The 12,508-nt window shown below is 50.5% G+C and carries 16 protein-coding genes; 14 read left to right on the plus strand and 2 right to left on the minus strand.

Translation table 11 applies throughout. The annotated features are described in order from the left end of the window. Window positions 1-5: 5 nt before the first annotated feature. On the plus strand, window positions 6-1,166 hold the full coding sequence (locus CDH47_RS12955) for a hypothetical protein (protein WP_153045482.1): 1,161 nt from the start codon (window positions 6-8) through the stop codon (window positions 1,164-1,166). A gap of 35 nt (window positions 1,167-1,201) precedes the next feature. Here the strand turns inward: CDH47_RS12955 and CDH47_RS12960 are convergent. Next, window positions 1,202-2,286 (minus strand): IS3 family transposase gene (locus CDH47_RS12960; RefSeq protein WP_100640322.1). Its coding sequence is split into 2 segments (ribosomal slippage): window positions 1,202-2,025 and window positions 2,025-2,286, totalling 1,086 coding nucleotides; the frame shifts between segments, so codons are not numbered across the junction. 91 nt (window positions 2,287-2,377) lie between these two features. Between CDH47_RS12960 and CDH47_RS12965 the strand changes: the two genes are divergently transcribed. Together CDH47_RS12965 and CDH47_RS12970 are read left to right on the plus strand one after the other, a co-directional pair. Then, a complete protein-coding gene (locus CDH47_RS12965) occupies window positions 2,378-2,746 on the plus strand; it encodes a hypothetical protein (RefSeq protein ID WP_100640323.1) in 369 nt (122 codons plus the stop codon). A 58-nt stretch (window positions 2,747-2,804) separates the two neighbouring features. Then, window positions 2,805-3,005 (plus strand): hypothetical protein, encoded by a 201-nt coding sequence (locus CDH47_RS12970; RefSeq protein WP_100640324.1) that lies wholly within the window; start codon window positions 2,805-2,807, stop codon window positions 3,003-3,005. Window positions 3,006-3,040: 35 nt separating this feature from the next. On the opposite strand, the gene CDH47_RS12975 is transcribed toward CDH47_RS12970, so the two are convergent. Next, a complete protein-coding gene (locus CDH47_RS12975; protein WP_100640325.1) occupies window positions 3,041-4,168 on the minus strand; it encodes a zinc-binding dehydrogenase in 1,128 nt (375 codons plus the stop codon). 199 nt (window positions 4,169-4,367) lie between these two features. Here CDH47_RS12975 and CDH47_RS12980 point away from each other — a divergent pair, with 199 nt between their 5' ends. From CDH47_RS12980 to phnD, 11 genes are all read left to right on the plus strand, one after another. Beyond that, a complete protein-coding gene (locus tag CDH47_RS12980; protein WP_100640326.1) occupies window positions 4,368-4,643 on the plus strand; it encodes a hypothetical protein in 276 nt (91 codons plus the stop codon). Between the two features lie 24 nt (window positions 4,644-4,667). Then, window positions 4,668-5,333, plus strand: a complete 666-nt coding sequence (locus CDH47_RS12985; protein ID WP_100640327.1) for an HAD family hydrolase — start codon at window positions 4,668-4,670, stop codon at window positions 5,331-5,333. 23 nt (window positions 5,334-5,356) lie between these two features. Then, window positions 5,357-6,052, plus strand: coding sequence for an aspartate/glutamate racemase family protein (locus CDH47_RS12990; protein ID WP_100640328.1), 696 nt, complete (start codon window positions 5,357-5,359; stop codon window positions 6,050-6,052). A gap of 57 nt (window positions 6,053-6,109) precedes the next feature. Then, complete coding sequence (locus tag CDH47_RS12995; RefSeq protein ID WP_100640329.1) at window positions 6,110-6,466, plus strand: rhodanese-like domain-containing protein; 357 nt, start codon at window positions 6,110-6,112, stop codon at window positions 6,464-6,466. A gap of 63 nt (window positions 6,467-6,529) precedes the next feature. Continuing rightward, a complete protein-coding gene (locus tag CDH47_RS13000) occupies window positions 6,530-7,276 on the plus strand; it encodes an SDR family NAD(P)-dependent oxidoreductase (RefSeq protein WP_100640330.1) in 747 nt (248 codons plus the stop codon). 74 nt (window positions 7,277-7,350) lie between these two features. After that, window positions 7,351-8,484 (plus strand): glutathione S-transferase family protein, encoded by a 1,134-nt coding sequence (locus CDH47_RS13005; RefSeq protein ID WP_100640331.1) that lies wholly within the window; start codon window positions 7,351-7,353, stop codon window positions 8,482-8,484. A gap of 39 nt (window positions 8,485-8,523) precedes the next feature. Continuing rightward, complete coding sequence (locus tag CDH47_RS13010) at window positions 8,524-8,940, plus strand: hypothetical protein (protein WP_100640332.1); 417 nt, start codon at window positions 8,524-8,526, stop codon at window positions 8,938-8,940. Between the two features lie 96 nt (window positions 8,941-9,036). After that, window positions 9,037-9,285: a DUF3297 family protein gene (locus tag CDH47_RS13015; RefSeq protein ID WP_100640333.1), complete on the plus strand. Its 249-nt coding sequence runs from the start codon at window positions 9,037-9,039 to the stop codon at window positions 9,283-9,285. Window positions 9,286-9,350: 65 nt separating this feature from the next. Beyond that, window positions 9,351-10,322, plus strand: a complete 972-nt coding sequence (gene cysK / locus CDH47_RS13020; protein WP_100640334.1) for a cysteine synthase A — start codon at window positions 9,351-9,353, stop codon at window positions 10,320-10,322. 74 nt (window positions 10,323-10,396) lie between these two features. Beyond that, window positions 10,397-11,269 carry a mechanosensitive ion channel family protein gene (locus tag CDH47_RS13025; RefSeq protein WP_100640335.1) on the plus strand — a complete coding sequence of 291 codons (873 nt, stop codon included), beginning with the start codon at window positions 10,397-10,399 and terminating at the stop codon, window positions 11,267-11,269. Window positions 11,270-11,504: 235 nt separating this feature from the next. After that, window positions 11,505-12,497 (plus strand): phosphate/phosphite/phosphonate ABC transporter substrate-binding protein, encoded by a 993-nt coding sequence (gene phnD / locus CDH47_RS13030; protein WP_100640336.1) that lies wholly within the window; start codon window positions 11,505-11,507, stop codon window positions 12,495-12,497. Window positions 12,498-12,508 lie beyond the last annotated feature (11 nt).

Here is a 12,508-nt window from a genome sequence, read left to right on the forward strand (position 1 = left end):
CGCGCATGCTGCAGGCGTTACGCACACTACTGAGTGAAGTCATGGGTAGAGTTAGCCAAAAAAGAAGAACGAGGGCCCTCAAACAGATGTTGGGAGTTTGGCCAAATAGGTTTGGCCGGAAAGTATTTGATAGGGTGCTACGAACAGACAGTTCACCCAAGAAAAACTTGGAGTCTAATTTTGTTTTTTATAACCGTTCTGCCAGGCCAGAAATGGGATCTGTCAGGGATCTCATTGAAGAGTGTGTTGCAAACTATCCAGAATCGGAAGTAGAAGAGCTTATTTCCCGTCTCAGGTCAGGTGATGACGTTCATTTTAGATCTGCTACTTTTGAACTATTTTTGCACGACGCCCTGAGAAGAAGGGGGTTTCTCCTTACTCCGCACCCCGAACTTCCAAATGGAAAACGCTATAAACCTGACTTCTATGTTTTAGATCCGAACGGTGAGAGCTTTTATCTCGAGGCGGTTCTTGCAACCGAGAATAACGGGTTAGACAAAGGCGGAGAAGCAAGAAAAGGGGCTGTATTAGATACATTGACAAAGTCGCCTCATCACAACTTTATGATTTCGCTCGATGATGAAGGTAGTCCTAAAAGTCCCCCAAGCGGAAAAAAGTTAAAAAATGCGGTACACAGGTGGTTAGATTCTCTTGATCCTGATGAGGTAAACCAAAAAATAATGGATTCAGGATTTGATTCGCTAGAACCCATTTTGTGGAGCCACGATGGTTGGAATCTTCAAATTCGCCCTATTCCAATCAAGCCGGAACGCCGAGGGAAAAGTTCAAACCTTATCGGGATCGGAGGGGGTGGCGGTGGTTGGGTCGATGCCTGGAGTCCTATTCGCGACGCAATCAAATTTAAGGGAGGAAAATATGGCGATCTCAATGCTCCCTTGGTGGTGGCTGTAAACCTAGATAGCTTTCACCTTGATCCTATTGATGAGATGCAGGCTCTTTTTGGGCAAGAGCAATTTGTATCTTCTCCTAATGTCGATGCCGAGCCAAAAATGCGGAGGGCGCCAAATGGTGCGTGGCAAGGAAACAATGGGCCACAATACTCGCGCGTCAGCGCAGCATGGTTATTTAATGATTTGCAAGCATCATCACTCGCTACAAGGAACGGCACCGTGTACTTCAACCCATGGGCAACTATGCCAGTGTAATCCCCCCATTTTAAACCGCTCTTTTGAGTAGAGGGTTAAGCTGCCTTTCGCAGCCTGGATGGAGGAATGCCTCCGATAGCTGTATTGGGTCGCTCGTTATTGTATTGCCACAGCCATTGCGTGGCTAATAGCTGGGCATGGGCAACGCTGTTGAACTGATGCAAGTCCAGCCATTCGTGCCGCGCAGTCCGATTGAAACGCTCGATATAGGCATTCTGAGTAGGCTTGCCCGGCTGAATGTAGATCAGCGTAATTCGGTTCGTGTTAGCCCAGTCAACCAGTGACTGCGAGATATACTCCGGCCCATTGTCACAACGAATGGCCGCTGGTTTGCCGCGCCATTCTATGATCTGATCCAGAGCGCGAATTACTCGTTGAGCAGGTAATGACAGGTCTACTTCGATACCAAGGCCTTCGCGGTTGTAGTCGTCAATCACATTGAACGTCCGGAACGTCTTGCCGCTAACCAGTTGGTCGCTCATGAAGTCCATCGACCAGACCTGATTTGGCGCTGTAGGAACGGCCAACTCGCCCGGATAATCCCGCTGGATTCTTCGCCGGGGCTTGATCCGCAAGTTCAGCTCAAGCGCCCGATAAATTCGGTACACCCGCTTATGGTTCCAGGCATAGCCTTTCACGTTGCGTAGATAGAGGAAGCACAGGCCAAAGCCCCAGCGCTTGTGGGTCTGAGTGAGCCGTAATAGCCAATCAGCAACCAGAGCGTTCTGACCGCCCAACTTCGATTGGTAGCGATAGCAGGTCTCGCTGATGCCGTACACCACACAGGCCAAGCGTATGCTAATTCCATGTTTGGCCACGCCCTTTATGGCCATCTCCCGGCGCTGAGATGGCCTTACAACTTTCCCTCTAGGGCTTCCTGACGAAGCTCAGCCTTTAGCCGTTCTTCGGCATACATTTTTTTAAGGCGAGCATTTTCAGCTTCCAGCTCCTTCAGGCGCTTCATCATCGAAGCATCCATGCCGCCAAACTTCGAACGCCACTGATAAATCAGTGCGGTGCTGACGTTGTGCTCCCGGGCCAGTTCAGCTACCGAGACTCCGGCCTCATGCTGCTTCAAAATCGCCATGATCTGGCTGTCGGTGAATCGAGACTTTTTCATCTGTCGCTCCCTTTGCGATCATTGTAGAAGTCTCTACTCAAAACCTCGATTATTTTCTGGGGGGATTACACTTGGGTCTACGGGAAATTCTATGAAGTTTGGTGTTACAGTCCTTGCATCCGCAGTAGTAGTCTCAGCCGTATTCGCACTGGCTATGACGAATGGTTGGCTGGAGGCCATATTTTCTTATAGAAATTTTGGATGGCTGGGAATTGGGATTCTCTATTTAGAGATTAGTGCAGTAATAGTTGTTCTTTTTTTTATATATGGCTTGTTCTTTGGCCCAGCCCCAAGGTTTCTCGCCGCTCTGTATGCAGGCTGTGTAGCTTTGTTGGCAATGATTGTATCGCTGGGATTTCAATCGTTACATGAACAGTCAGAACTGGATAAACGTTTGAATGCCCATGAGGAAGCCTGTGATGAGTATCCGCAACTATGCCCAGAGCGGAGAAAACCATAACAATCACAGGTACGGCGTCGTTTACTACATTGCGGCTGACAGTTCGGGAGTTGTGTAGATGCCTAAGCCATTGCTGATGCTGCTTGGAATTATCTCGATCGGGGTTGGAGTTTGGGGATTGGTCAGTGGAAAAGTGATTGCAGGCTCTCGAGGCCTGCAATCGAACTTTTACACGAAACAAGACAGCCCGCTCTTGTACTACAGCTTCATCTTTATCTACTTCGCTGTTGGCTTTCTCGTCCTGAGTCAAACCTTGTGACAAGTTTGGGATGGCCGTGCTGCCAACATCAAACGCTAGCTCTGTGGTCTGATTAAATACTTCTCCCCAGTAGCCTGCTTACCGTAAACCGCCATCGCATCCAGTTGTAAAGCACCAGCCAGGGATACTTCGTGAGTGTAGTGGCTGGCGAACGTGGTTTTGATCTCGGCGGCTATGCGTTTGCGCATGGCGATTGCGGTTTCCTTGCTCAGTTTTCCCAAGGCATTAAACAACAAAAAGCCGTTCACACCCCAGGCAAATCCAAAGCTGCGGTTTATCGTGATGGGGCCGCGATCAAGCCCGCCATAGATATAAACCTGTTTATAGATGTCAGATCCATACACGCTGTATTCGGTCATGTTGCGAGAGACCGCAGCTTCCATGCAGGCAAGAATATCGCTAGCCAGACGACCGCCTCCGATGGGGTCGAACGCGATGGTTGCACCGGTTTCGATCAGTGCTTGAGTCAGGTCTGCCATAAAGCTCTCGCTACTGGAGTTAACCACGTATTTGGCACCCAATTCGCGCAGCAAGGTTTCCTGTTCTGGCTTGCGGACGATATTGACCAGGTCGATGCCGTCGGCGATGCAGATGCGGTTGAGCATTTGTCCGAGGTTGGAGGCGGCTGCAGCGTGAACTATGGCCTTGTGACCTTCAGCGCGCATGGTTTCGACCATGGTTAATGCTGTCAGCGGGTTAACAAAGCTTGAAGCGCCTTCGGCTGCCGTCGTACCCGGCTCCAGTTCCAGGCAGCTTTGCACTTTGGCGCAGAGATATTTGCGGTAGCTACCACCGCCAATTACCGCAACGGTTTTGCCCATCAAGCTTTGCGCCGCGGCGGATGACCCCGCAGCCACAACTGTACCGGCCCCTTCGTTGCCTACGGGTATAGGCTTGCCAACCCGCTTTTCAACGGCACCCATGAACTTGGCCGGAACATCAGCACTGATAACCGGGCGATCGGCGCTACCGGATTGGCTGGCCGTCGTCATATCGGCCGCGCTGAACATCACTCCCAGGTCAGACGGGTTAATAGGGGCGGCTTCGATGCGGATGACCACTTCGTTTTCGCCGGGCTGGGGGATCTCGATCTCCCGCAAGGCAAGTTCCAGTTTGTTGTCTTCGCTAATGGTGGAAATAAGTTCGATGTTGGTATCTGACATTTTTCTTCTCCTGTAAACGTTAGATCGTCTGTCACTTCGCTGGACGGCTTGATCGTAGCCAAAAACTAATGTCAGATTAGCACTTCACCAAAAGGATTCCGGCCAATACGCGATATTCGAGTCTTGTTCTTCATTTTTTAACCATCAGATTCACCACGGGGTGCCCTAGTCGGGCTTACACACAAGGAAGTAATCGTTCATGGCAAAAAATCGCGCCCAAGCTACTTCGATTGAATCAAGATTGATCAGTCTCATCGCGTCACTGTTCTTCTCTATCCCAACCGCAGCGTTCGTTTGGCTCTGGGTGAATTTAGAGTTGGCCGTCTATTGGGGCGGCTTTTTCAGTAGTAGCTACCTCATCACCTCTATCATCGTATTTGCTATGTTGGCTTTGCTGCTCCCGCAACTCTTTCCATCTATTCTCGGGGGTATCTGGCGCGGTATAGTCAAAGTTTGGGGCTGGTGGGGGTGGTAAACACAACAGAGGATTCTCCGCGATATGTCCATCCAAGCTGTACTCTTCGATCACGACGGAACACTTGTGAACTCCGAGCCGGTTCACCTGGAGCTCTGGAACACAGTTCTTAAAACTTATGGAATTCAGCTGACAGAACAGCAGTACAAAGACTTGTATGCTGGCGTTCCAACCCCCGCAAACGCAGTTGATCTGGTCAACCGGTTTGGCATCCCGACCGACGCAGTCGCTCTTGCCAAAGCCAAAAACCTTCAAACTGCCAAGTTTCTTGAACAGCAATCTTTTCCTCTGATGCCAGGCGTTACCCAAACAGTTTCATCTTTGCACCAACTAGGTTTGAAGCTTGGCGTAGTAACTGGAGCCAGCGCAAATGGTGTGCGGGCTACGCTTGGCACCAACCAGTTGGAATCTCTATTTAGCCTCACTGTCTCAGGAGACGATGTGCTAAAAAGCAAACCCGAACCAGATTGCTACCTGCTGGCTCTTGAGCGCCTTTCTCTGGAGCCAGAAGATTGTGTAGCGATTGAGGATACGGAGCATGGGTTGCGAGCTGCAGCGTTGGCTGGAATTGAGTGTCTGGTCATTCCGACCGAGATGACCAGGAACCACGATTTCTCTTTAGCTTCAGCGGTTCTGCCAAATATGAACGCCGCATTAGAGTATATTCAAGGACTGCACTTCCGCGGATAGAATTGACAACCTCGAGGCTCCCCATGAAAACAATAGGTCTAATTGGCGGAATGAGCTGGGAGTCAACTCAGACATACTACCGCCTGATCAACCAGAGAGTCAGAGACGAGCTGGGTGGCCTCCATTCCGCAAAGCTTGTTCTCTATAGCGTTGATTTTGCGGAGATTGAGGCGTTGCAACACCGAGGGGATTGGCAGGCAACAGGGGAAATACTGGGATCAGTCGCCCAGTCGGTTGAATCGGCAGGCGCAGAATTTTTGGTTCTCTGTACGAATACGATGCATAAAGTCGCTTCCCAAATTGAACGCGCAGTTAACGTTCCCCTTCTCCACATCGCAGATGCCACGGCCAACGTGCTCAAAAAGGACGGGATAACCTGTGTAGGACTGCTGGGGACACAATTCACTATGGAGCAGACATTTTACCTCGGTCGTCTTCAGGATCACGGTATCCAGGTAGTTGTGCCAGATGAGTCTCAAAGAGAGAGTATTCATTCGGTGATTTACAATGAATTATGCCAAGGTGTGGTCAAACCTGATTCAAAAGCCATGTATCTTGATGTTGTCGCATCATTGGCTGAACGCGGTGCGCAGGGCGTAATTTTGGGATGCACGGAGATCGGCCTTTTGATCCAGGGCTCGGATACTGACGTCCAACTGTATGACACCACAGAAATACATGCCGCGCAGGCGGTTCAGCATGCTTTGGGCAGAATTTAGCCAGCGGCTGGCGCGGAACATCTGCAATAGCGCGCACCATATAGATAGAGAAAATGTATGAAATTATTTGACTGGTTACCTTTTGGCCGTGTTGCTGAAATCTCCCCCGAAACGCTTAATGAGCAATTAAAGGATGTTCAGATCGTCGACGTTAGAACACCGGGGGAGTTCCAGCAAAGCCGTATTCAAGGAGCATTAAACCTTCCGATTACCCAGTTCTCGAAAAAGGCAATCAGTGAACTGTCGCTGGATCAGGGCATTCCGGTTGTAACAGTCTGTTTATCCGCCCACCGCAGCATTCCTGCAACCCGCCGACTGAAACAACTCGGATATGACGTGAAACAACTACAAGGCGGTATGAAGGCCTGGTGGAACAGAAGTTATCCAGTGGTTAGCGGGCAAGCCGGCGTTTGACTGAGGGGCCAGCCCTCAAGGGTTGGGTGCAATCGCAGAGTTTTCACATTCAAGGTAAATCCCATGAGTAATCTGGACGGTCAGGTAATTATCGTAACGGGTGGCGCAGCCGGTATCGGCGGTGCGATAAGCGCAGTATTAGTTGAACGAGGCGCTTCCGTTGTTGCGGTGGACATCAATGAGGATGCTGGAAAAGCAATTGAACAGAGCAACCCTGAGCGGATTGCTTTTCTCAGTGGCGACGTCTCCAGAGAATCAGTAGCCAATGCCGCTGTGAGCCTGGCAGTTTCAAAATTCGGCAAGCTGACAGGCCTTGTGAATAACGCCCATGCCTCGCGGCAGAAGCCACTGATGGAGCTTACGTCAGATGATTGGGCACTGTCTTTCAACACTGGCCTGAATGCCACTTTGTACTTCATGAAGGCCGCGTACCCGGAGTTGTCTAATGCGGGCGGTGCGATTGTCAATTTCGGTTCTGGTGCGGGCTTGGAAGGCATGGAGTTGCAGGCCAGCTATGCGGCGGCCAAAGAAGCCATTCGGGGGCTGAGTCGGGTGGCTGCTAATGAATGGGCTAAAGACAAAATACGTGTCAACGTTGTATGCCCTAAGGCGCTAACCGAGGGAGTGGAGCAATGGAGGATCAGCCATCCGGTGCCATACCAGGAAGCGGCCAACAGGGTTCCGCTGGGCTATTTCGGTGATCCTGAAAAAGATATCGCGCCAATAGTGGCCTTTTTGCTCAGTGATGACAGCCGCTATATGACCGGGCAAACCCTGATGGCCGATGGCGGCTCTATAAAACTTCGCTGATACCTTGGCTGTAGTCTTTCAAGCCTGATTTTAAAGCCAGGGAGCTGCCTGAAAGGTGGCATGGGCTGGACCGGTTGGACGTTAAAAAGATCAAAGAAAAGCATAAAAACAAAGAGAAAAAAATGGCTAAAAAAGATCAGCTCTTAGGGTGGGATGTTTCCCCATACACGGCGAAAGTGGGGAGTTATTTTAACTACAAAAATATCCCCTATGACTACAAGCCACCTAACGCTCACACACTGTTCAGAAAGGTACAGCCAGCGGTTGGCAAAATGATCATGCCCACCGTGTTTCGGCCTGATGGAACTGTGCTTCAGGATTCGAGCCTCATTATTGATGTTTATGATATGGAGAACCCCAACAAGCCGGTTTTTCCAGATACGCCGAAACAAGCTTTTGCCAGTATGTTATTGGAGCTGTTTGCTGATGAATGGTTGCCCATGGCTTCCCTTCATTACCGCTGGAACTACAAGGGTAACTTGAAATTTATCATCGGCGAATTCGGCAAGAATGCACTGCCCTACTTCCCCGGTTTCGTGCAGCGCACTGTGGCTAAAAAATTTGCTGGAAAGATGTCAGGCTATTTACCAATTTTAGGCATCACCAAAAAGATGGAGCCCAAGCTGGAGGTTGCGGTTGAAAACATTCTCTCCCTGTTGGACAAACATTTTCAGGCCTGTAAATTTTTACTGGATGGCCAGCCAACCATTGGAGACTTTGCATTATACGGCCAGCTATACGCCCACCTGCACCGCGACCCCGAACCGGTCGATTTAATTAGAAAATACGACCACTTGTACACCTGGCTAATGGCAATGCATGGTTCATTCGACCAGCCTCTTGAAGCCCTTCCCTCAAATGATGAAATACCTGAAACACTGATGCCGATATTGCAGACGATGGCCTCATTGCAGGTCCCGCTGTTAGAACAATCTATTCAGGGCATGAAAGCCTGGGCAGAGCAAAACCCTGAAAAAAACCGGATTCCGCCACGCTTTGGAGACACCACACTAACCATTGAGGGTGAGTCGGAGACCCGCTACAACCTGAGCTATCCTTATTGGATGGTTCAGCGCATCAAGCAAAGAGTTGGCGAACCTTCTACTGAGCTTCAAGAGTTTATGCAGGAATTGGGGCTGGCTTCCGTCTTTTCTGAAGCCCTACCCGTGAAGGTGGGGTTGAAACGGGCTCGGCTTTATAAAAGCTAGAATACAAGGCTCAACACACATTTTAAAAGGATGACAGGTATGCTTTTCTTTAACTCTACACGTTGGCGGGGCACTACCATTGCGGTGGCATTGTGCGGGTCGCTGGCCGGCTGCGCGGCGCTCTCGCCTGCGCCGAATTTGACCTCCGATCAAAAGAAAGCCCTCAGTACCAGCCTGAACGAGAAATACAGGGCGTATCAGGATTGCATGACCAGTGAATCCGATCGCTTCAGCCATATCACATCAGCACCCCCTTCAGACATTGCCAAAGGTGCCCAAGCCGGCTGTGAAGCTGCTTTCAGGAGTTATCATAAGGCCGTGACCAAGCAGTTTACGTCCTTTGTATCGAGTGCCGGCCAAGCAGAAGCCCGCAGCCGGGCTGACCAGCATGCCAGCGATGCAAAAGATCGCACCTGGGGGCATGTTATCCAACGGGTTTTGATTCAAAGGCAATAAGCCGGATGCCAGAGGGATTAACCTTTCCGCCGCGATTGAGCATCAAATCCATATTGCCTAGAATGGCGCTCCTTTTATTCAATGCAGGTTACTACCATGAGCGATACTAAATCACTGCCAGCACTACCCGATCGACTTTCAAGAAATCCCCATAGCCCACACCATGTAGCCGAAGTGTTCGATCACGATATTGGCATTCGGCTGAATGGCAAAGAGCGCACCAATGTCGAGGAATACTGCATCAGCGAAGGTTGGATCAAAGTTGCCTCACCCAAAGCGCTGGACCGTCGCGGGCAGCCACTTATGATGACCATGAAAGGCAAGGTCGAAGCCTACTACGAATAAGCATCAAGGTTATAAACCGCTCCCTCCTGGTATGCTAAGATCGATAAAAACCAAGGAGATAACCAATGCCCCGCATTTTTGAAGACAACTCTCAATCCATTGGCAACACGCCGTTGGTGAGGCTTAACCGTGTGAATGATGGCGCCACTATCTGGGCCAAGATTGAGGGTCGTAACCCGGCCTATTCGGTGAAGTGCCGTATTGGTACGGCCATGGTGTTGGATGCTGAGAAACGGGGCGTACTGAAGCCAGGGATGACCATTATAGAGCCCACAAGCGGTAACACGGGCATCGCATTGGCTTTTGTAGCTGCAGCCAGAGGCTACAAAATCGTTCTTACCATGCCTTCTTCCATGAGTCTGGAGCGCCGCAAGGTGCTGAAGGCTCTGGGTGCTGAGCTTCTGCTAACCGAACCAGCCAAGGGCATGCCCGGCGCGATTGCCAAAGCGGAAGAGTTGGCTACGGCCGAGCCTGAAAAATACTTCCTGCCGCAGCAGTTCAACAACCCTGCTAACCCACAAATTCATGAAGACACCACCGGCCCTGAAATCTGGAACGACACTGATGGTGCCGTGGATATTTTTGTTGCCGGTGTTGGCACAGGTGGCACGCTTACCGGCGTATCCCGCTACATCAAGAACACTCAAGGCAAGGCCATTACTACGGTTGCTGTTGAGCCTGCCGACTCCCCTATCATTACTCAGGTGCGCAATGGCGAAGATCTCAAGCCCGCGCCCCACAAAATCCAGGGTCTTGGCGCAGGCTTTGTGCCCAAAAACCTCGATTTGAGCATGGTGGATCAGGTGGAAACCGTCACTAATGAGGATTCCATGGCCATGGCGCACAGGTTGATGCAGGAAGAAGGCATTCTGTGCGGTATTTCCTGTGGTGCTGCGGTTGTTGCTGCTATTCGGGTGGGTCAGCAGCCTGAACACAAGGGCAAGAACATTGTCGTGATCCTGCCGGATTCTGCTGAGCGTTATCTGTCTAGCGCGCTGTTTGCCGAGCAGTTTGGGGAAACAGAAAACGTACAGTAAAACCCGGTTAGACAAGGCCTCGCACAGCACTAACCTAACTGTGCAATCGAAGTTCATTCAAGAGGGTATACCAGATGGAACCTATGAATATTTTGATTGCACAGGTTATGGATATTGCTCGCGGTGCTGTCGAGATCTTGCCGCAGCTTTTGATATCACTGGTCATTCTCATTTTTACTTATGCCTTGGCAAAACTGGCAAGGCATATTGTAAAGAGCATTTTAAAACGAACCTCTCTGCGTAAAAGCCTGGTGGAGCTGTTGGTCCTTTTTGCCTCTTTAACCACTTGGTTAATCGGGCTAATGATCGCTGCGATTATTGCTTTTCCGGATCTCACCCCAACAAAAATGCTTGCTGGCCTGGGCATAGGCTCTGTCGCCATTGGCTTTGCTTTCAAGGATATCTTCGAGAACTTTCTGGCGGGCATCATCATTCTGGTTCGCCGGGAAATGCGCATTGGCGATTTTGTGGCGTGTGAAGGCTATGAAGGCAAGGTTGAAGCGATTCTGGTACGCGAAACGCACATTCGTGAAACAGATGGTGAACTGGTAATACTCCCGAACAGCATGCTGTTCAAAAACCCACTTATTATAAGGACAGCTCTTGAGGAGCGCAGAACCACGATCATTTGCGGCGTAGGTTATGGTGAGAACGTGGATGAGGCGAGGTCGGTGATTAAGCAAGCGGTTACTGGCTGCAAAACGGTCATCAGCGATTCCAGGCCCGTACAAATATTTGCGCAAGAGTTCGGGGATTCATCGATCAACTTTGAAGTCTCGTGGTGGACAGGCTCCCGGCCGCTGGACATCAGGGAGTCACGAGACGAAGTGATTGCGACAATCAAGTCTGCACTCGATAAAGCGGGTATCGAAATTCCCTTCCCCCACAGAACGCTTACTTTCAACGATCCGGTCAGGATTACCGCCAATCCTCCGTCGCCCGAATAATTAAGAAGATGCGTGGTGGGGAAGCTTCAAATCCTCCAACGCACCTTCTTTCACTAGCCCCCCTGCCTTTGAATTGCCGTTTTCATGCAGTCATGGTCTTGCCTGATGGCGGGTTGCTGCTACTATGAATGTTCAATTGAACATCTAGCAGTAAAAAACCAATGGAGCCGGCCCCCCAGATGTTCAATAAACCGCATGAACTCCATGCTTGGACCGCTCCCGACGGAGAATCAAAATGAATTTCCACAAAAAAAAGCTTCCCGGGGTATTGCCCTCTGCTGCTTTGGCGGCATCTGTTTTAATGATAGGCATGAGTGGTCAGGCCTTTGCTGACTGTGAAAGAGGTGCACTGGATACGCTATATTGCGATGAAAATGGCGACATGGTTGCAGACTTGCCTGAAGACAAGTCCAAGTGGAATGATCCCAACACTCTGATTTTTGCCTATACCCCGGTTGAAGACCCGGCCATTTACTCTGATATCTGGCAGCCGTTCATTGATCACCTGTCAGACGTGACCGGCCGTGATGTACGTTTCTTTGCCGTGCAGTCCAACTCCGCTCAAGTAGAAGCCATGCGCAGTGGTCGTCTGCATATTGCTGGTTTCTCCACTGGTCCAACACCCTTCGCCGTTAACCTGGCGGGTGCGGTTCCTTTTGCGCTGATGGGTTCAGACTCAGGCCAGTTTGGTTACTCCCTACAAGTGTTCACCCATGTTGATTCTGATATCCATGAGATAACAGATCTCAAGGGTAAGCGCGTAGCCCACACCTCCCCAACCTCAAACTCCGGCAACCAGGCCCCCAGAGCCTTGTTCCCTGAAATGGGAATCGTGCCAGGCGATGACTACGAGATTTCCTTCTCGGGCAGCCATGACCAATCCATGCTTGGCGTGGTCGCAAAAGACTACGATGCTGCTCCAGTAGCGTCTGAAGTGGTAGAGCGTATGGCAGCTCGTGGCCTGTACGACACAGACGACGTGCGTCTGGTTTGGGAATCCGACCGTTTCCCGACAACCTCATACAACCACGCGCATAACCTGCACCCGGATCTGGTTGAGAAGATTCGCGAAGCGTTTTACACCTTCAAGTTCGCCGGCACCGAGCTGGGTGATGAGTTTGAAGGCGTCGAGACCTTCGTTCCTATCAACTACAAAGATAACTGGAAGGTCATTCGTACCATTCAGGCCTCTAATGGCGTTCAGTACACCCGCGATAACCTTAAATAAGTAGCCCAGGA

The organism is Marinobacter salexigens (genome assembly GCF_002806945.1).
Classification (GTDB): Bacteria; Pseudomonadota; Gammaproteobacteria; order Pseudomonadales; family Oleiphilaceae; genus Marinobacter; species Marinobacter salexigens.

What these genes read in the sequence shown, in the direction of transcription:
- CDH47_RS12955 (WP_153045482.1), top strand. Translation starts at nt 6, where the DNA reads ATGCTGCAGGCGTTACGCACACTACTGAGTGAAGTCATGGGTAGAGTT.
- CDH47_RS12965 (WP_100640323.1), top strand. Translation starts at nt 2,378, where the DNA reads ATGAAGTTTGGTGTTACAGTCCTTGCATCCGCAGTAGTAGTCTCAGCC.
- CDH47_RS12970 (WP_100640324.1), top strand. Translation starts at nt 2,805, where the DNA reads ATGCCTAAGCCATTGCTGATGCTGCTTGGAATTATCTCGATCGGGGTT.
- CDH47_RS12975 (WP_100640325.1), bottom strand. Translation starts at nt 4,168, where the DNA reads ATGTCAGATACCAACATCGAACTTATTTCCACCATTAGCGAAGACAAC.
- CDH47_RS12980 (WP_100640326.1), top strand. Translation starts at nt 4,368, where the DNA reads ATGGCAAAAAATCGCGCCCAAGCTACTTCGATTGAATCAAGATTGATC.
- CDH47_RS12985 (WP_100640327.1), top strand. Translation starts at nt 4,668, where the DNA reads ATGTCCATCCAAGCTGTACTCTTCGATCACGACGGAACACTTGTGAAC.
- CDH47_RS12990 (WP_100640328.1), top strand. Translation starts at nt 5,357, where the DNA reads ATGAAAACAATAGGTCTAATTGGCGGAATGAGCTGGGAGTCAACTCAG.
- CDH47_RS12995 (WP_100640329.1), top strand. Translation starts at nt 6,110, where the DNA reads ATGAAATTATTTGACTGGTTACCTTTTGGCCGTGTTGCTGAAATCTCC.
- CDH47_RS13000 (WP_100640330.1), top strand. Translation starts at nt 6,530, where the DNA reads ATGAGTAATCTGGACGGTCAGGTAATTATCGTAACGGGTGGCGCAGCC.
- CDH47_RS13010 (WP_100640332.1), top strand. Translation starts at nt 8,524, where the DNA reads ATGCTTTTCTTTAACTCTACACGTTGGCGGGGCACTACCATTGCGGTG.
- CDH47_RS13015 (WP_100640333.1), top strand. Translation starts at nt 9,037, where the DNA reads ATGAGCGATACTAAATCACTGCCAGCACTACCCGATCGACTTTCAAGA.
- cysK (WP_100640334.1), top strand. Translation starts at nt 9,351, where the DNA reads ATGCCCCGCATTTTTGAAGACAACTCTCAATCCATTGGCAACACGCCG.
- CDH47_RS13025 (WP_100640335.1), top strand. Translation starts at nt 10,397, where the DNA reads ATGGAACCTATGAATATTTTGATTGCACAGGTTATGGATATTGCTCGC.
- phnD (WP_100640336.1), top strand. Translation starts at nt 11,505, where the DNA reads ATGAATTTCCACAAAAAAAAGCTTCCCGGGGTATTGCCCTCTGCTGCT.